Origin of the sequence: Micromonospora sp. WMMD729 (genome assembly GCF_049315225.1) — a bacterium.
In the GTDB taxonomy this organism is placed as follows: Bacteria; Actinomycetota; Actinomycetes; order Mycobacteriales; family Micromonosporaceae; genus Micromonospora.
In genome coordinates, this window is record NZ_CP186059.1 from 3,417,664 (window position 1) to 3,444,123 (window position 26,460).

General features: G+C 72.1%; 23 protein-coding genes. 9 read left to right on the top strand and 14 right to left on the bottom strand.

What is annotated here, in order from left to right; translation table 11 throughout:
* Positions 1 to 18: 18 nt before the first annotated feature.
* From ACN263_RS15815 to ACN263_RS15830, 4 genes are all read right to left on the bottom strand, one after another.
* The gene (locus ACN263_RS15815; RefSeq protein ID WP_422735053.1) at positions 19 to 813 is read right to left on the bottom strand and encodes an ABC transporter ATP-binding protein; all 795 of its coding nucleotides are present in this window, start codon (positions 811 to 813) and stop codon (positions 19 to 21) included.
* A 4-nt stretch (positions 814 to 817) separates the two neighbouring features.
* Positions 818 to 1,822, bottom strand: coding sequence for an ABC transporter substrate-binding protein (locus ACN263_RS15820; RefSeq protein WP_422735054.1), 1,005 nt, complete (start codon positions 1,820 to 1,822; stop codon positions 818 to 820).
* 23 nt (positions 1,823 to 1,845) lie between these two features.
* On the bottom strand, positions 1,846 to 2,688 hold the full coding sequence (locus ACN263_RS15825; protein WP_422735055.1) for an ABC transporter permease: 843 nt from the start codon (positions 2,686 to 2,688) through the stop codon (positions 1,846 to 1,848).
* A 322-nt stretch (positions 2,689 to 3,010) separates the two neighbouring features.
* The gene (locus tag ACN263_RS15830; RefSeq protein ID WP_422735056.1) at positions 3,011 to 3,778 is read right to left on the bottom strand and encodes a cupin domain-containing protein; all 768 of its coding nucleotides are present in this window, start codon (positions 3,776 to 3,778) and stop codon (positions 3,011 to 3,013) included.
* A 93-nt stretch (positions 3,779 to 3,871) separates the two neighbouring features.
* Between ACN263_RS15830 and ACN263_RS15835 the strand changes: the two genes are divergently transcribed.
* A complete protein-coding gene (locus tag ACN263_RS15835) occupies positions 3,872 to 4,939 on the top strand; it encodes a LacI family DNA-binding transcriptional regulator (protein WP_422735057.1) in 1,068 nt (355 codons plus the stop codon).
* A gap of 53 nt (positions 4,940 to 4,992) precedes the next feature.
* Positions 4,993 to 5,478 carry a GNAT family N-acetyltransferase gene (locus tag ACN263_RS15840; protein WP_422735058.1) on the top strand — a complete coding sequence of 162 codons (486 nt, stop codon included), beginning with the start codon at positions 4,993 to 4,995 and terminating at the stop codon, positions 5,476 to 5,478.
* 8 nt (positions 5,479 to 5,486) lie between these two features.
* Here ACN263_RS15840 and ACN263_RS15845 read toward each other — a convergent pair whose 3' ends face one another.
* Both ACN263_RS15845 and ACN263_RS15850 read right to left on the bottom strand, forming a co-directional pair.
* Positions 5,487 to 6,776: an MFS transporter gene (locus tag ACN263_RS15845; RefSeq protein ID WP_422735059.1), complete on the bottom strand. Its 1,290-nt coding sequence runs from the start codon at positions 6,774 to 6,776 to the stop codon at positions 5,487 to 5,489.
* A 94-nt stretch (positions 6,777 to 6,870) separates the two neighbouring features.
* On the bottom strand, positions 6,871 to 7,431 hold the full coding sequence (locus tag ACN263_RS15850; RefSeq protein WP_422735060.1) for an NADPH-dependent FMN reductase: 561 nt from the start codon (positions 7,429 to 7,431) through the stop codon (positions 6,871 to 6,873).
* 136 nt (positions 7,432 to 7,567) lie between these two features.
* On the opposite strand from ACN263_RS15850, the gene ACN263_RS15855 reads away from it, so the two are divergent.
* Positions 7,568 to 8,032 (top strand): MarR family winged helix-turn-helix transcriptional regulator, encoded by a 465-nt coding sequence (locus ACN263_RS15855; RefSeq protein WP_422735061.1) that lies wholly within the window; start codon positions 7,568 to 7,570, stop codon positions 8,030 to 8,032.
* Positions 8,033 to 8,054: 22 nt separating this feature from the next.
* On the opposite strand, the gene ACN263_RS15860 is transcribed toward ACN263_RS15855, so the two are convergent.
* On the bottom strand, positions 8,055 to 10,388 hold the full coding sequence (locus tag ACN263_RS15860) for a beta-L-arabinofuranosidase domain-containing protein (RefSeq protein WP_422735062.1): 2,334 nt from the start codon (positions 10,386 to 10,388) through the stop codon (positions 8,055 to 8,057).
* Between the two features lie 321 nt (positions 10,389 to 10,709).
* Between ACN263_RS15860 and ACN263_RS15865 the strand changes: the two genes are divergently transcribed.
* Positions 10,710 to 11,759 carry a S66 family peptidase gene (locus tag ACN263_RS15865; protein ID WP_422735063.1) on the top strand — a complete coding sequence of 350 codons (1,050 nt, stop codon included), beginning with the start codon at positions 10,710 to 10,712 and terminating at the stop codon, positions 11,757 to 11,759.
* 47 nt (positions 11,760 to 11,806) lie between these two features.
* Here the strand turns inward: ACN263_RS15865 and ACN263_RS15870 are convergent, their stop codons facing one another.
* From ACN263_RS15870 to ACN263_RS15895, 6 genes are all read right to left on the bottom strand, one after another.
* Entirely contained in the window at positions 11,807 to 13,546 is a 1,740-nt protein-coding gene (locus ACN263_RS15870) for an IucA/IucC family protein (RefSeq protein WP_422740724.1), read from the bottom strand.
* Between the two features lie 101 nt (positions 13,547 to 13,647).
* Positions 13,648 to 14,238: a GNAT family N-acetyltransferase gene (locus ACN263_RS15875; protein WP_422735064.1), complete on the bottom strand. Its 591-nt coding sequence runs from the start codon at positions 14,236 to 14,238 to the stop codon at positions 13,648 to 13,650.
* Positions 14,235 to 15,512, bottom strand: a complete 1,278-nt coding sequence (locus ACN263_RS15880; RefSeq protein WP_422735065.1) for a lysine N(6)-hydroxylase/L-ornithine N(5)-oxygenase family protein — start codon at positions 15,510 to 15,512, stop codon at positions 14,235 to 14,237. Before ACN263_RS15880 ends, ACN263_RS15875 begins: the two co-directional genes overlap by 4 nt.
* Positions 15,513 to 15,539: 27 nt before the next feature.
* Positions 15,540 to 17,102 carry a pyridoxal phosphate-dependent decarboxylase family protein gene (locus ACN263_RS15885; RefSeq protein WP_422735066.1) on the bottom strand — a complete coding sequence of 521 codons (1,563 nt, stop codon included), beginning with the start codon at positions 17,100 to 17,102 and terminating at the stop codon, positions 15,540 to 15,542.
* 95 nt (positions 17,103 to 17,197) lie between these two features.
* Positions 17,198 to 18,055 carry a siderophore-interacting protein gene (locus ACN263_RS15890; protein ID WP_422735068.1) on the bottom strand — a complete coding sequence of 286 codons (858 nt, stop codon included), beginning with the start codon at positions 18,053 to 18,055 and terminating at the stop codon, positions 17,198 to 17,200.
* 4 nt (positions 18,056 to 18,059) lie between these two features.
* Positions 18,060 to 19,094 carry an ABC transporter substrate-binding protein gene (locus ACN263_RS15895; protein ID WP_422735070.1) on the bottom strand — a complete coding sequence of 345 codons (1,035 nt, stop codon included), beginning with the start codon at positions 19,092 to 19,094 and terminating at the stop codon, positions 18,060 to 18,062.
* Positions 19,095 to 19,211: 117 nt separating this feature from the next.
* Here ACN263_RS15895 and ACN263_RS15900 point away from each other — a divergent pair, with 117 nt between their 5' ends.
* Both ACN263_RS15900 and ACN263_RS15905 read left to right on the top strand, forming a co-directional pair.
* Positions 19,212 to 20,273, top strand: a complete 1,062-nt coding sequence (locus ACN263_RS15900) for a FecCD family ABC transporter permease (RefSeq protein ID WP_422740725.1) — start codon at positions 19,212 to 19,214, stop codon at positions 20,271 to 20,273.
* Between the two features lie 114 nt (positions 20,274 to 20,387).
* Complete coding sequence (locus tag ACN263_RS15905) at positions 20,388 to 21,419, top strand: FecCD family ABC transporter permease (protein WP_422735071.1); 1,032 nt, start codon at positions 20,388 to 20,390, stop codon at positions 21,417 to 21,419.
* Positions 21,420 to 21,453: 34 nt separating this feature from the next.
* Here the strand turns inward: ACN263_RS15905 and ACN263_RS15910 are convergent, their stop codons facing one another.
* Positions 21,454 to 22,650 carry an IS110 family transposase gene (locus ACN263_RS15910; RefSeq protein WP_422735073.1) on the bottom strand — a complete coding sequence of 399 codons (1,197 nt, stop codon included), beginning with the start codon at positions 22,648 to 22,650 and terminating at the stop codon, positions 21,454 to 21,456.
* A gap of 357 nt (positions 22,651 to 23,007) precedes the next feature.
* On the opposite strand from ACN263_RS15910, the gene ACN263_RS15915 reads away from it, so the two are divergent.
* Genes ACN263_RS15915 through ACN263_RS15925 form a run of 3 tightly spaced genes read left to right on the top strand, consistent with a single transcriptional unit; the run spans position 23,008 to position 26,410 of the window.
* On the top strand, positions 23,008 to 23,811 hold the full coding sequence (locus tag ACN263_RS15915; protein WP_422735074.1) for an ABC transporter ATP-binding protein: 804 nt from the start codon (positions 23,008 to 23,010) through the stop codon (positions 23,809 to 23,811).
* A complete protein-coding gene (locus ACN263_RS15920; protein WP_422735075.1) occupies positions 23,808 to 25,856 on the top strand; it encodes a penicillin acylase family protein in 2,049 nt (682 codons plus the stop codon). The genes ACN263_RS15915 and ACN263_RS15920 overlap by 4 nt, the downstream gene beginning before the upstream one ends.
* Positions 25,853 to 26,410, top strand: coding sequence for a GNAT family N-acetyltransferase (locus ACN263_RS15925; protein ID WP_422735076.1), 558 nt, complete (start codon positions 25,853 to 25,855; stop codon positions 26,408 to 26,410). Before ACN263_RS15920 ends, ACN263_RS15925 begins: the two co-directional genes overlap by 4 nt.
* Positions 26,411 to 26,460: the final 50 nt, after the last annotated feature.

A 26,460-nucleotide genomic window follows, 5' to 3' on the forward strand; every position in this document is an offset into this window, starting at 1 on the left:
TCTCGTCGTGCCGGTCGTTCAGTGGTTGGCGGCCGCGCTGCCGAGCAACCCGCGCAGTTCGGTGGCGAGCCGGTCGAACCGCGAGTCCGACATCACCTGCGCGTAGTCGCGGTGCGCCGGCAGTTCGACGTCGAAGGTGCGGATGATCCGCCCGGGCCGGGCGCTCATCACCACGACCCGGGTGCCGAGGAAGACCGCCTCGGCGATGGAGTGGGTGACCAGCACCACGGTGGTGCCGGTCTCCCGCCAGATGCGGTGCAGTTCGGCGTTCATCTGCTCACGGGTCAGCGCGTCCAGGGCGCCGAACGGCTCGTCCATGAGCAGCACGGGTGGGGCGTGCAGCAGCGCGCGGCAGAGCGCCACCCGCTGCTGCATGCCGCCGGACAGCTCGTGCGGCAGGGCCTTCTCGAAGCCGGTCAGTCCGGTCATCTCGATCAGCTCGTCGGCCCGGCGGGCGGCCCGGGTCCGGTCCATGCCGCGCATCTCGGCCTGGAGCAGGATGTTGGCCCGCGCGCCCCGCCACTCCAGCAGGGCGGCCTTCTGGAAGACGAAGCCGATCTCCTTCTGCGGACCGCGTACCGGCTGTCGCAGCAGCGCGACCTCACCGCTGGTGGGCTGCACCAGGCCGGCGACGATCTTCAGCAGGGTGGACTTGCCGCAGCCGGACGGGCCGACGATGGTGACGAACTCCCCCGGCTCGATGTGCAGGGACACGTCGTCGAGGGCGGTGGTCCGCGAGCGTCGGGTGGTGAACCGGACGGTCACCCCGGACAGAGCGATGGCGGTGCCGGCGGTGGCCGGCGCGGCGCTCACCTCGTCACCCCTTGGCCGCGTACGACGAGTCCCAGTACGCGTTCGGCGCCCCCGGGTCCTTCAGCTCCGCGTAGCGGGCCATCAGGTCGATGGTCTCGGACCACTGGGCGTCGGTGTTCACCCCGGCCGGGCCGTCGGCGCCGAGCAGCGGCAGGTTGAGGGTGAGCTGCTTGGTGAGCACCTCGGGGGCGGGCTCGTTCTCGGCGAGCGCGACCATGGCACTCACCGCGCCGGCCGGGTCGCGTGCCGCGTCGGCCCAGGACTTCTGGGTGGCCCGGACGAACTTGCGGGCCAACTCCGGGTCCTTCTGCAGGGTCTGGGTGTTGGCGATCAGACCGGTGCCGAGCAGGTTCATCCCGTAGTCGGCGAAGAGCAGCACGTCGACCTTCTTGCCGGTCTTACTCTCGATGGTGGGCGCCTGGTCGTGGAAGAAGCCCATGATGGCGTCGACCTTGCCCTCGGCCAGGGCGGCGATCTTGCCGGCGGCGTCCACGTTGACCACCTTGACGTCGTCCTTCTTGAGGCCGTTCTTCTCCAGCCAGGCCGGGAAGGTCGCGTAGAGGGCGTCGCCGGGGGTGCCGCCGACGGTCTTGCCCTTCAGGTCGGCCGGGGTCTTGATGTTCTTCTCGGTGAAGAACTCCACCGAGGAGGGGCCCTTCTCCAGGTACGCCCCGAGGCTGCGCACCGGCATCCCGCTGGCCACCGACTTGAGCAGGACGGGACTGTCGGCCCAGCCGAAGTCGGTCTGCTTCTGGGCGACCTGCTTGACCGTGTTGCCGGAGCCGTTGCCGGGCAGGATCTTCAGGTCGATGCCCTCGGCGGAGTAGTAGCCCTTCTGCAGGCCGTAGTAGAAGGGCGCGTGCTCGCCGTACGGCACCCAGTTGAGGGTGAGGGTGACCTGCTTCCTGCCGTCGGCGCCGGTCTTGCCGGCGGAGTCCGAGCCGCCGCAGCCGGCGGCGGCGAGGAGCAGGGCGGCGGTGGCCAGGATGGTGGTGGCGGTGCGTTTCATCGGTGCCTCCGTGATGGGGTCGGTCAGGAGGTGGTGAGGGACACGCCGGCGCGGCGGCTGGCGTGCCACGGGATGAGCAGCGCCTCGGCGATCTCGACCAGGACGAACAGGACGATGCCGATGGCGGACATCAGGATCAGGTCGGCGAACAGCAGCGGGGCGTCGAGATTGCCGTTGGCCAGCAGCAGGACGTAGCCGAGCCCTTCGCTGGCGCCGACGAACTCGCCGACCACGGCGCCGACCACCGCGAGGGTGACCGCCACCTTCAGGCCGGCCATCAGGTGCGGCAACGCGTTCGGAAAGCGGATCTTGCGGAAAGTGCGCCAGGGCCCGGCGCCCATCGTGGCGGAGAGGTCGAGCAGTTCCGGGTCGGTCGAGCGCAGGCCGGCGACGCCGGAGATGACCACCGGGAAGAACGCGATGAGCACCGCCAGGATGATCTTCGGGGTGAGGCCGAGGCCGAACCAGACGACCAGCAGCGGCGCGATGGCGATCTTCGGGATGACCTGTGCGAACAGGACGATCGGGTAGAGCGCCTTGTCCAGGGTGCGCGAGTAGGCGATGGCGACCGCGGTGGCCAGCCCGAGCGCGGCGGCCAGGACGAAGCCGAGCACGGTCTCGTAGAGCGTGACCAGGGTGTGTCGGGCCAACTCGGACCACTGGTCGGTCATCGTGGTCCAGACCTGACCGGGGGTGGGCACGAGGTAGTTCGGCACGTACTCCCGGGCCGCCACGAACCACCAGGCGAGGAAGAGGGCGGCCAGCACGAGCGCCGGCCGCCACAGCGAGTCGGCGACCGCCGCCGCACGACGGCCGAGGGTGGATCGGGGTGAACGGCCGTCGTTGTCCGACGACCGATCGGCCACTCCGGATCCCGGTTCACGGTCGGCGCGGACCGGAGCGTCCGTCGAGCGGGGCGACGGCTCGGCCGTGGCGGCTGAATCGCCTTCCCGCTCACCGCTTACCGGGTCAGCGGCGGTGCGCCGGCCTGTGGTGTCCAAAGAGTTCTCGGTCACGCGAACCTCCTCGGGGCCCGACGCGACACCCGGGAGTCGGGCCGGTCGGCAGGTCAGGCAAACGCTTTCCTGGGAGCGTAGGCGGCCTCCAGACAGCAGGCAAGGCCTTTCCTCGATCTGTTCGACGCCAACCGGGCCGCGCGCTGAACGCGTCGCCCAAGGTCGACTCGGCTTACCGGAAGCCGGGCCTTCCCTGCCCCTCGGACACCGCGACTTCCCTGAACCCGAGTGGATCACCATAGGTGTCGAGCAGGCCGCACATCCCCAACCGGCCGCGCTCGACCGGCGCGTCCACCGCGTACACGCCGGCCCCGCCCAGATATCCGGAGTCGCCCCGCTCCAGGGCGTCCAACTGCGCGCCGGTGTCGGCCGCCGCCCGACCCGCACCGTCCGCCCACCGCCGCCGCCAGGCCGTCAGCAGCGGCCGACGCAGCGCCACCGCCGCCGCGTGGAAGGCGGCCAGCGCCGCCGGACCGCCGGACCGCAGCGCCTGGAAGCCGGTCACGGCAAGGTCCCTCCGCCGGTACGCGCTCCGCACGTCCGCCCCCGGCGCTCCCCCGTCCGGCAGCGCCGCCGCCTCGGCGTACGCCTCGGGGTCGGCCAGCACCTCGGGTGGGAAGGTGAGGACCGCGTCCCCGGCCTCGGGCAGACCGCTGTTCTGCATGAGCACCACGATGGACAGACCACCGCCGTTCACCAGGCGGTGCACGGTGCCCGGCTCGAACCAGAGCACGGTGCCCGGCCGCAGCGGGGTCTCCCGGAATCCCGCGCCGTTCAGGGTCTGCACCGCGCCCTCGCCGCCGGTCACCACGTACCCCTCGGTGCAGCACAGGTGCACGTGCGGGGTGCCGCCGACCAGGCCGTCCGGCGCCGCCGTGTCGTAGACGCGCAGCCGGGACACGCCGATGCCGCCGGGCAGTGCCGCGAAGCGATCCGACATGGCCGGGCCTCCCTGCGGGAAAGGGCTTTCTCTGCGGTACGGTGACGCTAGCCGGCACGGCGAAACGCCGTCAACAGACCGAGGGGGCGGGACATGGCGACCCTGTCCGACGTGGCGCGGCGCGCGGGCGTCTCACCCGCCACGGCCTCACGCGTCATCAACGGCAGCAGCAAACCGGTCACCGACGAGCTGCGCGAGCGGGTGCTCGCGGCCGTCGCCGAGTTGCAGTACGTGCCGAACGCGCACGCCCAACTGCTGGCCCGCTCGCACCGCAGCGCGGTCGGCGTGATCGTGCACGACGTCTCCGACCCGTACTTCGCCGAGATCACCCGTGGGCTGCAACGGGTCGCCACCGACCAGGGCCGGCTGCTGATGATCTGCAACAGCTACCGCGACCCGGACCGCGAGCTGGAGTACGTGGAGCTGCTGCGGGGCCACCAGGTGGCGGCGCTGATCCTGGCCGGGTCCGGTTACCACGACGACGCCTTCACCCGGCAGCTCAACGAGAAGCTCGCCGCGTACGAGGCGACCGGCGGACGGGTCGCGGTCATCGGCCGCCACGAGCACTCCGGCGACGCCGTCATGCCGGACAACCGGACCGGCGGTCACCTCGCCGGCCGGGAACTCTGCGCGCTCGGGCACCGGGCGATCGGCGTGGTCGCCGGTCCGCGCATCCTCACCACCACCACCGATCGGCTGGCCGGGCTCCGGCAGGCCCTCGCCGAGCACGGCCTCGACCTGCCTGAGCGGCGTATCCGGTACGCCGAGTTCGACCGGGACGGCGGCGCGGAGGCCGCCGGCCGACTGCTCGACGCCGACCCCGAGCTGACCGCGATCGTGGCGCTCAACGACTCGATGGCCATCGGCGCCCTGGCCACGCTGCGGGCCCGCTCGCTCGCCGTACCGGGGCGGATCTCCGTGGTCGGCTTCGACGACATGCCGGTCGCCCGGGACGTCACGCCGGCGTTGACCACCGTACGGCTTCCCCTGGTCGACATGGGCGTACGGGCGATGTCGCTGGTGCTCGGCGCGGCCGCGCCGACACCCCGGGTCGAGGTGCTGCCCGCCGAGCTGGTCCGCCGGGACACCACCGGGCCGGCGTCCGACCGACCGCGCGACACCTCGACGCCCCGCGCCCGGCGGGCCCGTGCCACCTCGTGAGGGGCCCGCAAACCCCGTTGTCCCCGCCGGCCTGCCCTGCGTAGCCTGCGCCCGTGTTGATCCGTACGTTCGCCGACCAGGACTGGTCGCAGGTGTGGCCGATCATCGAGGACGTGATCCGGGCACAGGAGACCTTCGCCTACGACCCGGAGATGACCGCCGACGAGGCGTACGCCGTCTGGGTGGAGGCCCCGCCCGGGCGGACCGTGGTCGCGGCCGACGGTGACCGGGTGCTGGGCAGCGCGAAGATGGGACCCAACCGCCCCGGACCGGGAGCGCACGTCAGCACCGCCAGCTTCCTGGTCGCCGCCGACGCCCGTGGCCGGGGTGTGGGCACCGCGCTCTGCCGCGACGCCCTGACCTGGGCCCGCCGTGCGGGATACGCCGGTATGCAGTTCAACGCCGTGGTGCAGACGAACCGGACGGCGGTCGAGCTGTACCGGCGGGAGGGGTTCGAGGTGGTCGGCACCGTGCCGGGCGCGTTCCGCCACCGCACCCTCGGCCGGGTCGGCCTGCACGTCATGTACCGGGAGTTCTGACCCGCGCCTCAGCCGCCGGTCGTGCCGACGGCCGGGGCCGGCCCGAGTCCCGGCGGGTCGGCGGCCGGTTCGCCGCCCGCGCGGCGGATCGGGGTGAACAGACCGCCGACCGCGACCAGCAGGCAGCCGACTCCGGCGACGAACGCCACCGCCGGTACGCCGTACCGGCCGGCGGCCCAGGTCAGGATGGCGGCGCCGGCCGGACCGAGGGCGTAGTGCGTGCTCCAGAACGCCGAGGTGACCCGGCCGAGCAGGTGGTCGGGCGTGATCTCCTGGCGCAGTGACATCGAGCAGATCCCGCCGACGCTGACGCAGCAGAGGTACACGGCGGTCAGCGCGGTGACCGCCGGCACGGACGTCGCCGCGCCGACGCCCGCCACCGCGAACCCGCAGATCAGGTGCGCGCCGATCCAGGTGGTGCCGAAACCGCGTCGCCGCCGCAGCGGGGCCACCAGCAGCGCCCCGGCGACCGTGCCCAGCGCCGCCAGGCCGAGCACCGTGCCGACGGTGCCCTCGGTGCCGCCGAGGTCGTGCGTGACGTGGTAGATCAGCACGTCGGTGAAGCCGTAGGTCAGGAAGATGAAGACCGACAGCAGGACGGTCAGCGCGCGGAGCACGGGCTGCCGCCAGAGGAACCGCGCCCCGGCCAGGAACTCGACAAGCGGACGACCCCGGACGGTCGGCGGGGCGTCGGTGGGCCGGGCGGCGCGCAGGCGGACCAGGCGCAGGCCGGCGGCCGAGAGCGCGAAGCTCGCCGCGTTGACGGCGATGGCGACCGCCGGGCCGAAGCGGGCCGACACCACCCCGGCGAGCAGCGGCCCGAGCACGGCGGTCGCCGCGAACGTGGCCTGGAGCCGACCGTTGGCCTCGGTGATCCGGTCGGCGTCGACCAGGTTGCGCACGGCGGTCACCGCCGCGACCTGGAACAGCATGCCGGCCGCCTCGCAGATCGGCAGCACGACGAAGAGCAGCCAGACCTGTGGGCCGGCGAGCCAGACGAGGGGCACCAGACCGTAGAGGACCAGCCGGACCAGGTCCGCGACGATCATCAACGTACGGCGGTCGTACCTGTCGACGAGCACCCCGCCGAAGACGCCGGCCGTCACGGACGCCGCACCCGCGACGGCGGTGAGCAGTCCCATCTGCGCCACCGACCCGGTGGCCTGGAGCACCAGCAGCGGCACCGCCAGGTAGGCGAAGGCGTCACCGGCCGCGGAGAGGGACTGGGCGATCCAGTAGGTGCCGAAGGCGCGGTCCCGCCACAGTGGGGTCCGGCCCGGCCGGGGCGTTGCGCTCATCCCGCCGAGGCTATCGCCCCGCGCCGCCGGCCGTGGGTACGCGGACGGCCGCGGGAGTGACTCCCGCGGCCGTCCGAGGCGTACTCGAAGAAGGTCAGCTCTTGCGCAGCGGCGCGAGCGCGGCGCTCCAGGCCACGACCTGGTCGAGCGTGGTGGTCAGTGCCGGCAGGTGCTGGTCGCCGGGCTTGAAGGTGCTGAAGTTCTCGAAGTCGGTGAAGAGCGAGAGCGCGACCTGCGAGCGCACGTCGGCCATCTGCAGCTCACCGGCGATCAGGCGCAGGTGCTCGACGGCACGGGCGCCACCGACGGAGCCGTAGCTGACGAACCCGACGGCCTTGTTGTTCCACTCGTTGTAGAGGAAGTCGATGGCGTTCTTCAGGGCGCCGGAGGTCGAGTGGTTGTACTCGGGGGTGACCATGATGAAGCCGTCGAACGACGCGATGGTCTCGGCCCAGCGCAGCGTGTGCGGCTGGCTGTACTGGCCCATCGCCGGCGGCATCGCCTCGTCGAGGTGCGGGAGGTTGTAGTCGAGCAGGTCGATCAGCTCGAACTGCGCGTCGGTGCGCTGCTGGGCGTTCTCGAGGACCCAGCGGGCAACGGCTTCACCGTTGCGCCCCGGGCGGGTGCTGCCGAGGATGATCCCGATCTTGGTCATGACTGCGCCTTTCACTAGTCCGAACCTGGCCGCCGGAACGCTAACCGCTCCTTGCTTCGTCAAGCAAATGACCGCGCCATGACCATGCTCACACGCTGGGTAAGCAATTGCTCAATCAAGCAACTATGCTAGGAGGATGGCCGATTCCCGCGCAGAGGTGCCGCGCCCCCTCGATCCCGACGAGGAGGCGCTGGTCCGTGCCCTGGGTCAGGTGATGTACGTGGTGCCGCGCACCATCGACGCCGACATGGTCGGCGACCGACAGCTCCCCCTGACCGAGTACACCGCCCTGATGAACCTCTCCGAGGCACCGGAGCGGCGGATGCGGATGCACGAACTGGCCGCGGCCTGCTACCTCTCGCTCAGCGGCATGACCCGGACGATCATCCGGCTGGAGGGCCAGGGGCTGGTCAAGCGGGAGCGGTGCGAGGAGGACGCCCGGGGCTGGAACGCGGTGCTCACCGACGCGGGCTTCGCCCGCCTCCAGGAGTCCTGGCCCAGCCACCTGGCGGCCGTCCGCCGCCGGTTCCTGCGCCACTTCGAGGGTCTCGACCTGGCCGAGCTGGCCCGCGCCTTCCGGCGCGCGGGAACGGCCGACTAGGCCGAGACCTCGACGTGGCTGTCTAGGCGTTGGCCACCAGCCGCCAGCGGTTGTCCGCAGTGCCGTTGTCCGAATCCTGCACGGCCTGGGCGCCTCGGGCGGTGGAGTTGTTCAGGATGCCGAGCAACTTGCCGCTGTTGACGTTGCGGATCTTGTAGGTGCCGTCCCCGTTGTTGACCAGGGTCCACCGGTGGTCGGCGGTGCCGTTGTCCGACCATTGCAGGACGCGGGCGCCGTCGGCGGTGGACATGTTCTCCACGCCGAGGACCTTGCCGCTGTTGACGTTGCGGAACCGGACCGCGCTGCCGTCGGTGATCATGACCCAGTTGTGGTCGGCGGTGCCGCTGTCGTCCCACTGCAGGGCCAGTCCGCCGTCGGCGGTGGACATGTTCTGGATGCCCAGGACCATCCCGCTGCCCACGTTGACCAGCCGGTAGCTGCCGCCACCGCTGCTGGTGCTGGTGTTCCAGTACACCGTGTAGTTGTAGCCGTGGGCGTCCTGGAACGGCGCGAGGTTGACGGTGGACCCGTTCGCGGTGGCGGTGAACGCGAGCGAACTGGTGCTGGTCCGCGCGATCGACGAGACCACCAGCGACGGCAACGAGTTGAGCGTGGTGTTGCCGTAGTTGCCGCAGAGCACGCTCGGGCCGTACGTGACGGCGGCGACGTTGGGGTTGTCATTGGCGGCCCGCATGACCACCCGCATCGGCAACCGTACGGTGATGGTGTCGCCGGCGGCCCAGGTGCGGGTGACGGTGGCGTAGCTGCCCGGCGTGGTGCTGACCGACTCGGCCACCCCGTTGACGCTGATGGTCGCGCCGCTCGTCCACGACGGGATACGCACCCGAATGCTCCACGAGCCACTCATCGTGCCGGAGAGCGTGAGCGTGGTGGTGTCGCTCACCGGGTACGTGGTGTTCTGGGTGACCGTGATCCCCCGCTGCGTCCAGTTCAGCTCGGACGGCACGAAGAGGTTCACCGTGAGCGTCGTGCCGCTGTAGAAGTAGACGGAGTCCATCAACTTCGTGTTGATCTCCAGGCCGGTGCCCTGGCAGCACCAGAACGAGTTGTAGTCGGTGCTCCAGGTGCCGCCGCCCCACGCCGGACCCACACCCCGCCGTCCACCGGGCTTGAGCGGGGTGAAGTAGGTGATGTGACCGCGACTGTCGGCCGGGTTCTGCGCGCCGATCAGGTGGTTGATCATGGCGCGCTCGTAGAAGTCGAAGTAGTCGGTCCGGTTCGGGTCGAGCAGCCACAGCTCGCGCGTCAACTTGAGCATGTTGTAGGTGTTGCACTGCTCGCAGGTGTCGTTGCTCAGGTAACCGGCGATCGCGTTCGGCGCCCGGAAGTGCTCGGCCTGGCTGTTGCCGCCGATGACGTACGAGTGCGCGTTCACGGTGATGTTCCACGCGTTGCTGGCGATGTCCCGGTAACGGGTGGTCCCGGTGGCCTTGAACTCGCGGGCCGCGCCGATCCACTTGGGCACCTGCGTGTTGGCGTGCAGGCCGTTGAGCTGGTCCTGGTTGCTGGCGAGGGGGTTGAACACCGCGGCGTGGTCGAACCGCTGGGCGGTGGTGAGCCACCGGCTGTCACCGGTCATCTGGTAGATGTCGGTGAGCACGTCGTTCATGCCGCCGAACTCGGTGCCCAGCATCGACTGCATCTGGCTGGAGCTGAGCCGGGACGTGCGGGTGTCGACCCAGCCGGCGAGGGCCAGCAGCACCGTACGGGCCTGGGTGTTGCCGGTGTAGCGCCAGACGTCGAGCAGGCCGGCGAGGGTCTTGTGGATGCAGTAGTAGGGCACGTTGCCGTTGGACAGCGTGCGTGCCTCGAGCGCGGTGAAGTCCGACTCCGGGAAGCCGGAGAGGTAGCCCGCGCCGAACCCGGCCGCGCCGTTGTTCGCCTGGCACTTGGCCATCTCGGCGACCATGTAGTTCGCCTTGTCCCGGCAGGTGGTGTCGCCCAGCACCGCGTAGGCGTGCGACCACGCGGTCAGGAAGTGCCCCTGCATGTGCGTACGGAAGGGGAAGTTCGGCGCGTCCCACCCACCGTTGGTGGCGGCGCCGTTCGTGGACAGCCGGTGGTTGGCGCGGAAGTTGTAGAGCATCCGGTCGACGTCGACGAAGCGCAGGTAGTTCAGGGTGCGGTTCTGGTTGTCCAGCCAACGGCCGCTGGTCAGTCGCACCTGACCGGGGTCGAAGGCATAGGCGCCGACGCCGATGTCCGCCCGTGCGGGCGGGACCACGGCAGCGGCGGCGGGGCCCGCGCCGAGCGTCGTGGCGCCGGTCGCGGAGAGTACGGCGGTGGCGCCGGCGGCCTGCAGCACGCGGCGTCGGCTGAGGGGCAGGGACGACATGGGACCTCCAGATGAGCGCTACCGGCGACGGGACGGCAACCGGGCGGGACGGGCTCGGTGGGATGCAGGGGTCCGAACGTTAACGTTCACATCCGTGTCCGGCATGCTACGGCCGGATGACTGGGAAATTCAAGGTTCTAACTATTACGGCTCGCTGTGCACTACGTCTGAGCTGGTAGATCAGCCATCAGGACACCGGTACGGTATGTGACTCCACCTCGTGTTATCGATAACACCGATGGATCCCTGTACGGCGCGGCCGCCGTCGACGCACCCCGAAACGGGATGCGCGCCGACGGGTGTCGCTGGTGGAATCTCGGGATGCAGCACGACGTTGTGCGTCCTCCGAAGGCGCGACCGGGCGACCGCATCGCGGTCCTGTCACCCTCGTTCGCCGCGGCCGGCGCGTTCCCCGAGATCCACGAGCAGGCCATGCGCCGGCTCGCCGACGTGACCGGGCTCGTGCCGGTCGAATACCCCACCACCCGCGCCGTGGGCGCGACCGCGCAGGCGCGCGCGGCGGACATCAACGCCGCCTTCGCCGATCCTCGGGTACGCGCCATCCTCGCCGTCGTCGGCGGGGAGGACCAGATCACCGTCATCCCCCACCTGGACGCCGACCTGGCCCGCGCCGACCCGAAGCCGTTCCTGGGCACCAGCGACAACACCAACCTGCACCAGTGGCTCTGGGGACTCGGCATCGCGAGCTTCTACGGTGGGTCGTCCCAGGTGCACCTCGGCCCCGGTCCGGCCGTGGACGACATCCACGCCCGGTCGCTGCGCGCCGCGCTGCTCACCGGTGAGCGGTTGGAGGTCACCGATCCCGGCGAGTCCGAGGACATCGGGGTCCCCTGGGACGACCCGCGGGCGTTGCAGTCGTTCGGGGACCGCGAGCCGACCGAGCCGTGGAGCTGGTACGGGCCACCGCGTACGGTCACCGGCCCCACCTGGGGCGGGTGCCTGGAGGTCCTGCAGTGGATCCTCACGGCGGGACGCTTCCCGTTCCCGCCCGGGGTGCTGCGCGGCGGCGTGCTGATCATCGAGACCTCGGAGGAACTCCTGCCCGCCCGCGAGGTCGGCTGGATCGTCCGCGCGCTGGGCGAACGCGGTCTCCTCGGCGCGGTCGACGCGGTCCTGGTCGCCCGTCCACCGGTCTCCGACTTCGACCGCCGGCCCGACGCGCAGGAGCGGGTGCGGCTCCGCGAGCAGCAGCGCGACACGGTCGTCGACGTGGTGCGCCGCTACAACGCCGACGCGGTGGTGTGCGTCGGCGTTCCGTTCGGCCACACCAGACCACAGTGGATCCTCCCGCACGGCGGCACGGTCACCGTCGACGGCGCGCAGCGGCGGATCTTCGCCGACTACCGGTAGCCGGCCGACACGCCGCGCCCCGGCCGACGCCGGGACGCGGAGTGGCGTCAGCGGGCCGGAGCGTGGGCGGCCAGCGGATTCGTCAGGGTGCCGACGAACTGGAGGGCGGCCGACGGGTCAGCCAGGTCGATCATCTGCTGGTTGTCGCGGAGTTGGAGGCGGTTGAGGCAGGACAGCGCGAACTCGGGGGCGAACAGGTCGTAGTGGTGGACCCGCTCGGCCAGGTGCGGCACCCGCGCGAAGTAGTCGGCGGCACAGGACGCGACCGTGCCCCAGAAGGCGTCCTCGCTGAGCACGTCCGCCTCGACCAGCACCGCGCTGAGGTGGCGCAGGAAGCAGTCCACCACGTCGGTGAAGATGGTCAGCAGCTTGGTGTCGTCGGGCACCTCGACCCGGATCCGCTCCACCTCGGTTGGCAGCGCGACGTCGGCGCTCAACACCGCGATCTCCTCGGCGATGTCCTTGAAGATCACCCGCCGGACGGTGTCGTGCTCGTCGAGGACCAGGATGACGTTCTCGCCGTGCGGCATGAAGGCCAGGTCGTGGGCGTAGAAGCTGTGCAGCAGCGGGGTCAGGTAGGCGTCCAGATAGCGGCGCAGCCAGACCTCGGGCGCGCGGCCGGACCGCTCGATCAGCGCCGCCGCCAGCGAGCCGCCGTCGGCGTCGACGTGCAGCAGCGCGGCCATCGTGGACAACCGCTCCCCCGGGGCCAGGCCGGGCACCGGGCTCTCCCGCCACAACGCGGCGAGCATCTTGCGGTACGGGGAGGTCCGCTCGGTGGCCGCCTCGTACTGTCGATGCCGGTAGCCGACCGCCGCCCGTTCCCGGATGACGGTCAGGCCCGTGCCGGCCAGCACCTCGTCGTTGCTGATCAGGTCGGCCAGCCAGTCGTTGATGGCCGGAGTGGCGGCCATGTACGTCGCCGACAGTCCCCGCATGAAGCCCATGTTCAGCACCGACAGCGCGGTCTTGACGTAGTGCCGGCCCGGTTCGCTGACGTTGAAGAAGGTCCGGATGGACTGCTGCGCCAGGTACGAGTCGGGGCCGGGGCCGAGGTGCACGAGCCGCCGTTCGGCCAACTCGCCCGCGAACGTCACGGCCAGCTTGTTCCACCACTGCCAGGGGTGCGCGGGGATGAGGTGGTAGTCGGCGAGGTCGAGCCCGACCTCGGCCATCGTGGCGGCGAACCGGGCCCGGGTCGACGCGTCCAACTCGCCCGCGATGAGGGCGTCGTAGTCGAGGTCGGCGGCGCTGCTGAACGTCGAGTGGTCGCGGTGCGCGGCCAGCCACTCCAGGCGTACCGGTGTGGCGGCCTCCGGCGCGTAGCGGTGGTACTCGTCGACGCCGAAGCCGAGCCGGCCGTTGTTGGCCACGAAGCAGGGATGACCCTCGGTCATGGACGTCTCGATGGTCTGGAAGTCGGCCCCGGCCAGCTCGGCGGCGCTCGGCGCGGACTGGGCGAGCTTGTACGCCGTACCGGCGAGCGTGGAGGTGATCTCCTCCAGGTAGACCGGGAGCACCCGCGCGGAGAGCCCGAGGGCGTCGCGCAGCTCGACGATCAGGTCCACCGCGTCGGGTGGCAGCGCGACGCCGTCGCGGTGGCGGGTGATGCTGTCGGCGTCGATCTGCCAGTGGGCCAGGGCGAGCACCCGGGCGGCGAACCGGTAGGTGACCGTGCCATCGTCGCTGCGGACCTCGTACCACTGCCGGTCGTCGGGGCCCGGCACGGGCGCCGGGGTGAGCAGCCGCTCGTGGGTGAACTCGGCGAGCGCCTTACGGACCAGCATCCGGTTGGCCCGCGCCCAGCGCTGCGGGGTGAGGTGCGCGACCGGGTCGCCCGGGGTGGCCGGGGTGGCGACGGCCGGTGGGGTGGGGACGGCGGTGGTGGTCACGCCGGGGCTCCTTCGTCTCGGGCGGCGGCCCGTTCGGTGGCGGTCTGGAACTGGGCGCGGGTGCAGACGCTGAGCAGCGCCTCCTTCTCCGGCTTGGTGATCGGGCCGACGACCTCGAAGCCGACGGTGGCGTTCAGGGCGTGCACGGCGGTGTTGCGCACGTCCGGCTCGACCACCACGCGCCGGGTCGCCGGGTCGGCGAAGAGCCAGGCCATGACGGTACGGATCACCGCGCGGGTGAAGCCGTGCACGGGAGCGTCGGCGGGCGCGCAGAGGAAGTGCATGCCCACGTCGCCGGGCCGGTTCTCGTAGAGGTCGACGAGCTCGACGTGGGCCGGGTCGTAGCGCTCGGCCAGGAAGGCCGGACTCCCCCGCCACAGACCGAGGTACGCGTCGTGGTGCGGGTGCGCGGCGATGCGCCGGTACTCCTCGACGACCTGCGCCTGGTCGGCGTCCTGCATCAGCCAGAACGCCGACCTCGGGTGGGTCACCCAGCCGTGCAGCAGCGCGGCGTCGGCCTGCGGATCGAGGGTACGCAGGGCGAACTCCCCCAGCCGGTCGTCGACCCGGGTGAAGACCACGCTCACGACACCACCCCGAACTCCTGGAAGGTGATGCTCTTCTCGATCGGGTAGTGCTCCCGGCCGAGCAGCTCCCGGATGATCCAGGAGTTGCGGTACGCGCCCATGCCCAGGTCGGGCGAGGTAATGCTGTGCGTGTGGGTGCCCGCGTTCTGCAGGAAGATGCCCCGACCGGTGTGGTCGATGCTGTAGTTGCGGGCCACGTCGAAGCGGCCGTGTGCGTCCCAGCGGATCCGCTCGCGGACCGGTTCGAGGAACTCCGGCACCCGGTAGTGGTAGCCGGTGGCCAGGATCAGTCCTTCGGTACGGAGGGTGAAATCGCGCTCCTGCTCCACGTGCCGCAACCCGAGCGTGTACTCGCCGTCGTGGTGTGCGGCGTCGACCAACTCGGTGTTGGTGAGCAGCCGGGTACGCACCGGGCCGTCCACGCTGTGCGCGTAGAGCAGGTCGAAGATGTCGTTGATCAGGTCGGCGTTGATCCCCTTGAACAGCCCCTTCTGCTCGGATTCCAGCCGGTAGCGGGTCTCCTCGGGCAGCGCGTGGAAGTAGTCCACGTAGTCCGGCGAGGTCATCTCCAGCGTCAGCTTGGTGTATTCCAGGGGGAAGAACCGGGGCGAGCGGGTGACCCAGTTGAGCTGGTAGCCGTACCTGTCGATGTCGCCGAGCAGGTCGTGGTAGATCTCGGCGGCGCTCTGCCCGCTGCCCAGCACGCTGATGCTGCGCCTGGTCCGCAGCGCGTCCCGGTGCTCCAGGTAGCGCGAGTTGTGCACGGCGTCCCCGGCGAGCCCGGCGACGGCGGCCGGCAGGTGCGGCGGCGTGCCGGTGCCGAGCACCAGGTGCCGGGCACGGTACTCGACGCTCTCCGACCCGCCGGTGGTGGCCCGCACCACGTACCGCTCGTCGGCGTCGTCGTACTCCACCGTGGTCACCGTCTGACCGAAGCGCAGGTTCGGCAGCTTCGCCGCCGCCCACCGGCAGTACGCGTCGTACTCGCTGCGCAGCGGGTAGAAGCTCTCCCGGATGTAGAACGGGTAGAGCCGGCCGATCTCCTTGAGGTAGTTGAGGAACGAGTACGGCGAGGTCGGGTCGGCGAGGCTGACCAGGTCGGCGATGAACGGGGTCTGCAACCGGGCCGACTCCAACAGCATGCCGGGGTGCCAGGCGAGGCTCGATCGGGCCTCCAGGAACACCCCGTCCAGCTCGTCGATCGGCGCGGTGAGGCAGGCCAGACCCAGGTTGTACGGGCCGAGCCCGATGGCGACGAAGTCGTGGGTGGACATCTTCTTCTCCAGGCGCGGGGGTGGGGATCAGCCGACGGGGCAGGTCAGGTCGGCCGCGACGGTGTCGCGCACGTACCGCCCGGCGTGGCCGGCGATCAGGTCGAGCACCTGGCCGACGTCGTCGACGGTCGTGGCCGGATTCAGCAGCGTGAACTTGAGGAAGTGCCGACCGTCCACCCGGGTGCCGGCGACCACGGCCAGGCCGGAGGCGGCCAGCGCCTCACGGGCGTACAGGTTGGCGGCGTCGGCCAGCTCGCGGCCCGGACCGGTGGGCAGGTAGCGGAAGACCACGGTGCTCAACTGCGAGCGGGTCACCACCTCGAAGCGCGGATCCTCGCTGACGAGCCGCCAGGCGTCGGCGGCGGCGTCGACCACCTCGTCGAAGAGTTCACCGAGCGCGTCCGGGCCCATCACCCGCAGGGTCAGCCAGAGCTTGAGCGCGTCGAAGCGGCGGGTGGTCTGCAGGCTCTTGTCGACCTGGTTGGGGATCTGCTGCTCCACCATCCGCGCCGGGTTGAGGTAGTCGGCGTGGTAGGTGGCGTGCCGCAGCGCCCGCCGGTCGCGGACCAGCAACGCGCTGGAGCTGACCGGCTGGAAGAACGACTTGTGGTAGTCGACGGTCACCGAGTCGGCGCGCTCGATGCCGTCGAGCAGGTGCCGGCGGGTCGGCGAGACGAGCAGGCCGCAGCCGTACGCGGCGTCGACGTGCAGCCAGACGCCGGTCGCCGCGCAGACGTCGGCGAGTTCGGCGAGCGGGTCGATGGAGCCGAAGTCGGTGGTGCCGGCGGTGGCGACGACGGCCATCGGGACCAGTCCGGCCGCCCGGCACCGGACGATCTCGTCGCGTACGGCGGCGGGCCGGATGCGCCGCCGCGCGTCGGTGGGCACCGCGATCACCGCGTCCGGGGCGAGGCCGAGCAGCTTGGCGGACTTCTGGACGCTGAAGTGCCCGGCGACGGAGGTGAGCACGCGCAGCCGGGGCAGCAGCTCCAGGCGGGCCGCCGAGGTGGTCGCGGCGGCGCACGCCTCCTCCCGGGCCAGCAGCAACGCCTGGAGGTTCGACTGGCTGCCCCCGCTGGTGAACACACCGTCGGCGTCCGGGCCGAGGCCGATCCGGGCGGCGGTCCAGTCGATCAGTCGACGCTCGATGAGGGTCGCGCCGGCGCTCTGGTCCCAGGTGTCCAACGAGGAGTTCACCGCGCTGAGCACCGCCTCGCCGAGCAGCGCCGGGATGACCACCGGGCAGTTGAGGTGGGCCAGGTAGCGGGGGTGGTGGAACCACACCGCGTCACGCAGGTAGACACCCTCCAACTCATCCAGCGCCGCGCCGGCGTCGCCCAGCGGCCGGTCCAGGTCGACCCCGTCGACCAGGGGGGCCAGTTCGGCCGGAGTGATCCCGGTGCCGGGCCGGTCCACCGTGGCGACCCGGCGGGCGACCCGGTCGACGCCGTCGGCGATCGCCCGCCGGTACTGCTCGACCGAGCCGTCGTGCAGCAGGTGGGCGCGGGCCCCGGCGGGTGCCGCGGCCGGTGGTGGAGCGGCCGGCGGGCTGCTCGGGTCGGTCTCGTCGGGGTACGTCGGCACGGTCACGGATGTCCTTCCACGGTCTGACGATGGGCAGCCGGAACCCTCCCCCGGCGCGTGCGCGCGCCGGGGGCCGTGCTGCGTTTCGGTGGGGTCGCCGGTCAGGCGGTGGCGCCGGCCAGCGCCTGCGCGCGCACGTCCTCCTCGGACATGCCGCGCCGCCAGTAGCCGGCGAAGGTCACCCGTCGACGGTCGAGACCGCGCTCGCCGACCAGGTGCCGGCGCAACGCCCGCACCGCGCCGGACTCACCGGCGATCCAGGCGTACGGGTTGGCCGCCGGAAGCCGGGCGGCACGGAGCGCGCTGACCAGCAGGTCACTTCCGGGGGCGGTACGGCCGCGCACGATCCAACGGATCTCCGCCTCGGCGGCGGTGGGCAGCTCGGTGATGTCCGCCGCGTCCGGAACCTCGATCCAGGCCCGGACGCGGGTGCCGGCGGGCAGCCAGGCCAGGATCCCGGCGGTGGCCGGCAACGCCGTCTCGTCGGCGGCCAGCACCACGAGGTCGGTGTCGTCCGGCGGCCGGAAGCAGACGCTGCGGTTGTCGTACACGGCCGGGCCGAGCAGCAGCACCCGGTCACCGGACACCGCGAGGCTGGCCCACCGCGAGGCGGGACCGGTGCCGCCGTGGTCGACGAAGTCGATGTCCACCTCACCGGCGGCCGGCCGGTGCTCCCGGATCGTGTAGGAGCGCATCACCGCCCGGACGTCCAGCGGGAGGGCCCGCCACGCGCCGAACCAGTCCTCGCCGCGCTCGACCGGGACGACCGGGGCGTCCTGGCCCGGGTGCGGCAGGAACAGCGACACGCTCTGGTCCCGGCCGCCGCCGGCGAAGTCGACCAGCTCCGGGCCGCCGAGGGTGATCCGGATCAGCGAGGCGCCGACCCGGCGGGCCCGTACGACGTGCGCGGCGAAGAAGCGGTACTGCAGGGCGACGGGTTCGACGGTGCTCGTGCTCATGGTGTCAGCCGACCTTCTTCGCGTTCCGGATGGCGGTGGCGAGGTTCTCCAGCAGCGGCGCGGCCCCGGCGTACGAGAAGCGGGGCACCGCGTCCCACGGCGTCACCTGGTTGGCCCGCACGGCGGGGAGCTGCGCCCAGGTCGGCTTGGCGGCGAGGTCCTTGGGTTGCAGGGCGGTGCTGCGGTTGTCCAGCAGGATCAGGTCGGCGGGGAACTTTCCGGCGTTCTCCCAGCTCAGCGCCTCGAAGTAGTCGCCGGCCTCGAGCTTGGTGGGCACCACGATGTCGACGCCCAGCTCGGCGAAGTACATCAGGTCGGTGCTGACCTTGGGGTTGGAGACGTAGAACAGGTCGGGGCTGCCCGAGCAGGCCAGGACCCGGATGCCCGGGTTGGCCTTGACGGCCTGGCGCACGGCGTCGGCGGCGGCGTCGAAGCGGGTCTTCGCGTCGGTGACCTTCTTGGCGGAGAGGTCGGCGCCGAGCGACTGTGCCAGCGCGGCGTACCGCTCGATGGGCTTGGTCATCGGCACCCGCGCGGTGGTGATCGCGACACTCGGGGCGAGCGGCAGGATCTTGTCCTTGCTCTCGTCCGGCACGTACCAGAGGGCGTCCGGGTCGTACATGTGCGTGACCAGCAGCTCGGGGCGCAGCGCCGCGTACTTCTCCAGGCTGAACTCGCCCCACACGTTGCCCAGGATCTCGACGGCCTCGACGTTCAGGTCACCGGCCTGCGGGTCCTTCGTGCCGTCGGCCCGCTTGGTCTCGCCGAACACGCCAACGAGCTGCTTGTCGAGACCGAAATCGACCAGAGCCGCCGCGACGCCGGTGAAGGCCACCACGCGCGCCGGACGAGCTGCCGCCTCGACCTTCTTGCTGCGGTCGTCGGTGAACGACCAGGGGCCAGCAGCGTTGTCGCTGCCCGACGGTTTGGCGGCGTCGTCCTTGCCGCAGCCGGCGAGCAGCGCGGCCAGTGTGGCGGCGCCGCCAGCGGCCAGCAGGCCACGACGGGAGAGGCGACGGGCGGACAGTGCATCGGGCATGGTGTCGTCTTTCGATCAAAGGATGGCCGGGGTCGACCGGGACAGCGGGGTTAGGTTAGCCTAACCTCGCTCGTTGTCAACAGCGGTTCGCCGTGTCGCCACACCCCGGAGCCCACACTGGACGCCACACCCACCGTCACCACTCCGACACCATCGGTGCCGGACGCGTCGACGGCCCCCACCCCGAAGCGACGCCGGGCGACCCGCGCCGCCGGCCTGCTCGCCGCCGTGGCGCTGCTCGGCGTGATCCTGGTGCTCAGCGTCGCGGTCGGCGCGAAGTCCCTGCCACTCGCCGACGTCTGGTCCGGGCTGCTGCACCGCGACGCCGCCGAGTACGCCGTCGTGCACCGGATGCGGCTGCCCCGCACCCTGCTCGGACTGCTCGCCGGCACGGCGCTCGGCGTGGCCGGCGCCGTGATGCAGGCGCTCACCCGCAACCCCCTCGCCGACCCCGGGCTGCTCGGCATCAACGCCGGGGCGTCCGCCGCCGTGGCCACCGCCGCCGCCTTCCTGGGCGTCACGGCCATCGGCGGGTACGTCTGGTTCGCGCTGCTCGGCGCGGCCCTGGTCACCGCGCTGGTCTACGCCGTGGGTGGCGGACGGGGCGCCACCCCGGCCCGACTCGCGCTGGCCGGCGCGGCGCTCAACGCCACCCTGTACTCGTTCGTCAGCGCGGTCATGCTGCTGGACACCGCTTCGCTGGACCGGCTGCGGTTCTGGACGGTCGGCTCGCTGGCCAGCGCGGACGCGGCGACGGTGGCCAGGGTGGCGCCGTTCATCCTCCTCGGCCTGCTGGTTGCCCTCGGCGCCGCCCGTCCGCTGAACGCCCTCGCGCTCGGCGACGACGCGGCCCGGGCGCTGGGCGCCCGCCCGGCCATGATCCGCGCCGCCGTGATCGTCGCGGTCACCCTGCTCTGCGGGGCGGCGACCGCGGCCTGCGGTCCCATCGTCTTCGTCGGCCTGCTCGTGCCCCACCTGGTCCGCGCGCTGACCGGACCCGACCTGCGCTGGCTGCTGCCGTACTGCGCGGTGCTCGCGCCGGTCCTGCTGCTCGGCGCCGACGTGCTGGGCCGACTGCTCGGGCGACCCGGTGAACTCCAGGTCGGCATGGTCACCGCCGTGCTGGGCGGCCCGCTCTTCCTCTGGCTGGTCGGCCGCTCCCGGGTGGCCGCCCCGTGAGCGCGAGGAGTGAGCCGGTTTTGCGAGCCCCGCAGTCGAGAATTGAGGTGACCCCGTGAGCGCGAGGAGTGAGCCGGGTTTGCGAGCCCCGCAGTCGCGAACTGAGGTGAGCCCGTGAGCGCGGTCATTCGTACCCCCGGTGGGTTGTCGCTGCGGTTCCGCCCCCGCGCCCTGGCCGTCGGTCTCGGTGCGGCGCTGCTCGCCGCCGGGCTCTCGTTGGTCGCGATGGGCAGCGGCGACTACCCGATGGGCCCGGCCGACGTGCTGCGCGCCCTGACCGGCGGCGGCAGCGCGGCGGAGCAGTTCATCGTGACCGAGCTGCGCCTGCCCCGGCTGGTCACCGCGCTGCTGGTCGGCGCGGCGCTGGCGCTGGGCGGCACGCTGTTCCAGTCGCTGGTCCGTAACCCGCTGGGCAGTCCGGACATCCTCGGCTTCACCCAGGGCGCGTCGACCGGCGCGCTGGTGATGGTCGTGGTGGGCGGTGGGAGCCTGGCCCTGGCCGGCGCGGCCGTCGTCGGCGGGCTCGCCACCGGCCTGGTGATCTACGCGCTCGCGTGGCGGCGGGGCGTGCACGGCTACCGCCTCGTCCTGGTCGGCATCGGCGTCGCCGCGATCCTCACCGGCGTCAACGGCTACCTGCTGACCCGTGCCCCGCTGATGGACGCCGCCCGGGCGGTGCTCTGGCTCACCGGCAGTCTGGACGGGCGGGGCTGGGCCAACGCCGGGCCGCTGCTGGCCGTCACCGCCGTGCTCACGCCGCTGGTGCTCGTGGGCTGCGCCCCGGCGCTGCGGATGATGGAGCTGGGTGACGACACCGCCAGCGCGCTCGGCGTGCCGGTGCGTCGGGTACGCCTGGTGCTGCTCACCGCGGCGGTGCTGCTCGTGTCGTTCGCGGCGGCGGCGGCCGGCCCGGTGTCGTTCGTGGCGCTCGTCGCGCCGCACGTCGCGAAGCGACTGACCCGGGCGCCCGGCCCGAACCTGCTGCCCTCGATGGCGGTCGGCGCGGCCCTGCTGGTCGGCGCCGACCTGGTGGCCCAGCGCGCGTTCGCCGGGCACCAGCTTCCGGTCGGCGTGGTGACCGGCGTGCTCGGCGGCGGCTACCTGGTCTGGCTGCTGGCCGTCGAACGCCGGGCGGGCCGGCTGTGACCACCCCTGCACAAGGAGCTTCCCAATGCTGTTGTCAAGCCGCCGCTGTGACGGGAGGTGAGAGGTGGTAGGACTGTCCGTCACGGATCATGGCCCACAGGACGTTGACGCGGCGGCGGGAGAGAGCCAGCAGTGCTTGTTTGTGGCCTTTCCCCTCGGCCCGCTTGCGTTGGTAGAAGGCTTTCGAGGCTGGGCAGGACTTCAGGCTGGCGAACGAGGAGAGGTAGAACGCTCGCAGCAGTCCGCGGTGGAAGCGCCGGGGCCTGCGGAGGTTACCGCTGACGCGTCCGGAGTCGCGTGGGGCCGGTGCCAGCCCGGCGTATCCCGCGAGTCGATCGGCGGTGCCGAAGGCGTCCATGTCGCCGCCGGTAGCCGCCAAGAACTCGGCGCCCAGAAGCTTGCCCATGCCGGGCAGGCTGAGGATCACCGCAGCGTGCGGATGCTCACGAAACCGGGCCTCGATCAGGGCGTCGAGTTCCGCGATCTCCTGGTCGAGGGCGATCACCCCCTTGGCCAGACGCGCCACCATGGCGGCGGCCAGCTTCTCGCCGGGCAGCACGGCGTGCTGGGCCTGCGCGGCCTGCATGACAGCCGTGGTCAACGTGCCGGCTCCGCGGACCTTGCGGTGGCGAAGCCAGGTCTCGACGCGCTTCGCACCGGCCTGGCGGATGGCCGCCGGCGTCTGATAGCCGGTCAGCAGCAACACCGGTCCCTGGTTGGTCAGATCCAACACCCGCTCCAACGCCGGGCATACCTCCAGCAGCTGGGCACGAAGACGGTTGATCTGGCGAGTCCGGTCGGCCACCACATCCGTGCGGCGGGTGGTCAACGTGCGAACGTCGACGGCAATGTCGTCGCCCGGCCGCAGCAGGCCGAGATCCTTACGCATGCGGGCCTGGTCGGCGATAACGAAGGCATCCTTCGCGTCGGTCTTGCCTTCGCCGCGGTAGGTGCCCGAGGCGCGATGCACGGCCAGGCCGGTCAGGTACGCCACGGGCTGATCGCCACTGACCAGCAAACCGATCAGCAGCGCGGCCGCGCCGTGATTGACATCGACCGCCCACAGCGCGTCGTCGTCGAGAGCCAGAACGTCCCGGATCAGCTCCAGCAGAGCCGACTCATCGTTCAGAACACGACGCGACAGCAGCCGCCCACCGCTCGCGTCGATCACCACACAGTGGTGATGCTCCTTGCCGATATCCACTCCGGCCCAGATCCGGGGCACGGTCACCTCCGCCAGCTCGACACGGCTCCAACTCCCAGCAGACGACCTCGCCGACGTTGCCCTACACAGCGATCACATCGCAATTCCCAATCGGCGGTCGAGTCGTCGCGGGGCTCCGGGCGGCCAAGCTCCTTAAGCCATCTCGTGGTCTCAGCCATGACAGCCATACCCAGAGCCCCTGGGCCGCTCCGATCCTACGAATGATCAGCTCCAACCCACCCAGAAAGGTAGGGCGGGGCTCCGGGCGGCCAAGCTCCTTAAGCCATCTCGTGGTCTCAGCCATGACAGCCATACCCAGAGCCCCTGGGCCGCTCCGATCCTACGAATGATCAGCTCCAACCCACCCAGAAAGGTAGGGCACTCATGACCACCCGCCTTGGCGGCAGCGCGCTGACCCTCGCCTACGACCGGCGCACCATCTCCGAGAACCTCACCGTGGCGGTGCCCGACGGGTCGTTCACGGTGATCATCGGACCGAACGCGTGCGGCAAGTCGACGCTGCTGCGCGCGCTGTCGCGGATGCTGCGCCCGAGCGCTGGCGCAGTGCTGCTGGACGGCCGGGACATCCACGCCCAGAGCGCCCGCTCGGTCGCCCGCACCCTCGGCCTGCTGCCCCAGACGTCCATCGCGCCGGACGGGATCGGCGTCGCCGAGCTGGTCGCCCGGGGTCGCTACCCGCACCAGGGGCTGCTGCGGCAGTGGTCGCGCGAGGACGAACGGATCGTCGCCGAGTCGATGGCCGCCACCGGCGTCGCCGACCTCGCCGACCGGCCGGTGGACGAGCTGTCCGGCGGCCAGCGGCAGCGCGTCTGGATCGCGATGGCGCTGGCGCAGCAGACGCCGCTGCTGCTGCTCGACGAGCCGACCACCTACCTCGACATCGCCCACCAGATCGACATCCTGGACCTGTGCGCCCGGCTGCACGAGGAGCAGGGCCGGACGCTTGTCGCGGTGCTGCACGACCTCAACCACGCCGCCCGGTACGCCACCCACCTCATCGCCATGCGCGACGGTCGGGTGGTGGCCGCCGGCGACCCGCGCGAGGTGGTGACCGCCGATCTGGTCGCCGAGGTGTTCGGGCTGCCCTGCCGGGTGATCGACGATCCGGAGACCGGCACCCCGCTGGTCGTACCGGCCGCCCGCCGGCGAGCGGCCGAGCCGGCATGACCGCCCGGCTCTTCCGCGACCCGTGGGGCGTGCCGCACGTCCGCGCCGACGACCCGCTCGCCCTGGCGACGGCGCAGGGTCGGGTGACCGCGTACGACCGGGCGTGGCAGATCGAGGTCGAGCGGCACCGGTCGCAGGGCACCAGCGCGGCCTTCCTCGGGACCGACGCGCTCGGCTGGGACCGCTTCGCGCGGCAGGTCCGGCTGGACGACACCGCCCGCCGCTGCCACGCCAACCTGGACGCGGCGACCGCCCGGTGGGTGGGCGCGTACGTGGCCGGGGTAAACGACGGCCTCGCCGCCGGGGCGGCCCGCGCGCCGGAGTTCGCGGCCGTCGGGCTCGCCCCGGGCCGGTGGGAGCCGTGGACGCCGCTCGCGGTGTGGCTCGGGCATCACATCCTGTTCGCGGGGTTCCCGGGCAAGCTCTGGCGGGCGCACGTCGCGCGAATCCTCGGCCCGGCGGCGGTCGACGCGTTCGCCACCGACGGGCCTGCCGTCGCCGGCAGCAACGGGTGGCTGCTCGCCGGTTCCCGCACCGCCAGCGGAGCGGCGCTGCTGGCCGGCGACCCGCACCGGATCCTCGAGGACCCGGGCGTCTACCAGCAGATCCGGCTGGCCTGCCCGGAGTACGACGTGGTCGGCCTGGCCGTGCCCGGCGTGCCGGGCGTCGCGCACTTCGGCCACGCCGGCCCGGTGGCCTGGGCGATCACCAACGCGATGGCCGACTACCAGGACGTCTACGTCGAGCGACTGCGCCGGCACGACAGCGGGGTACGGGCGCTCGGCCCGGACGGCTGGCGGGAGGCGTCCGTCCACGTCGAGACGATCGAGGTGGCCGGTGCGGACCCGGTGCGGGTGGAGGTCGTCGAGACCGACCGGGGACCGGTGATCGTCGGCGGACCGGACGACGAGACGGCGCTGAGCCTGCGCTATCCGCCCCGGGTCAGCGGTGAGCTGGGGTTCGCGGCGATACCGGAGCTGCTACGGGCCCGCAGCGTGTCCGACGTGGACGCCGCGCTGCGGCACTGGGTGGAGCCGGTCAACGTGGTGCAGGCAGCGGACACCGCCGGCGGCCTGCTGCACCGGGTCGCCGGCGTGGTGCCCCTGCGCCACCCGGACAACGGCCGGCGGCCGGTCCCCGCGTGGGACGCCACGTACGCCTGGCGGGGCTGGTACGCGCCGATGCCCCGGGCCGAGGTGACCGACCGGGCGGTGATGGCCAACGAGCGCGGGCTGTCCGGGCCGCTCGGCGTCGAGTTCGCGCCACCGCACCGCGCGCGGCGCATCGCCGACCTGCTGGACACCGGCCGGGACCACACCGTCGACGACATGGCCGCGCTGCACACCGACACGTACCTCGGGTCGGCCGGCGCGCTGCTGGGGGTACTCGACGCGGTGACCGGGCTCGGTCCGGCCGCCGCCGCGCTGCGCGACCGGCTGCGGCAATGGGACCGGCGGATGGACGCCGACAGCGTCGACGCCGCCGACTTCGCCCGGCTGCGCGCCGCCGTCGTACGCCGGATCGCCGACCACCCGGCCCTCGCTGCGCTGGCCGAGCCGCCCGCGTACCCCGAGGTGTTCGCGCCCTGGTTGGCGCTGACGCCGCGGGTCGGTTACGCGCTGGAGCACCTGCTCGGCGCGGTCCCGCTGCCCGGCGTGGACGTGACGGCGGTGGTGCGCGCGGCGGCCGAGGAGGTCGCGGGCGCGACGGACGGCACGGTGCGCTGGGGTGACCTGCACCGGCTGACGGCCTGGCGTGCCCTGCCCGACCCGGACGCCCCGCCCGGGCCCCGCCTCGACGGCGACCACGACTGCGTGCTGGCCACGTCGAGCGTGCCCGGGATCACCCACGGCTGCTTCCGGGGGCCCGCCGCCCGGTACGTCTGGGACCTGGCCCGGCGCCACGACAGCCGGTGGGTGGTCCCGTCCGGCGCGAGCGGAGTGCCGGGCGACGCGCACCACGACGACCAGCAGGCCGCGTGGCTGACCGGCGACCTGCTGCCGGTGATCACCGACTGGGACCGCCTCACCGAGGAGCCGGCATGAGCACCTATCGACGCGACGTGCCCGGGTTTGGCGTGGTCACCATCCGACCGGTACGCCCCGACGACGACGCCGACCTGCTGCACGGTTGGGTCACCACCGAGCACGCCCGGTTCTGGGGGATGCGCGACGCCAGCCGCGAACGGGTGCGCCAGATCTACGCGTACCTGGATTCGCTGACCACCCACCACGCGTACCTGGTGCACCGCGACGGCCTGCCGGTGGCGCTGGCGCAGACGTACGAACCCGACGCCGATCCGGTCGGCGAGCACTACGAGGTGCGCCCCGGCGACATCGGCGTCCACCTGCTGGTGGCTCCCCCGGTGACCGCCGAGCCGGGCTTCACCGGCGCGCTGTTCGGCGCACTCCTGGAGTTCGTCCTCGCCGACCCGGGCCGGCTGCGGATCGTCATGGAGCCGGACGTGCGTAACGACCGGATGCACCGGCGGCTGCTGCGCAGCGGCTTCCGGCCCGGCGCGGAGATCGAGCTGCCGGAGAAGCGGGCGCGGCTGCACTTCCTCGACCGGCCGGAACACGTCGACCGCGCCCCCGACTGAGCCCAGCACGGCGACGGCCGCCGGTCGGGATGCGATCGCACCCCGACCGG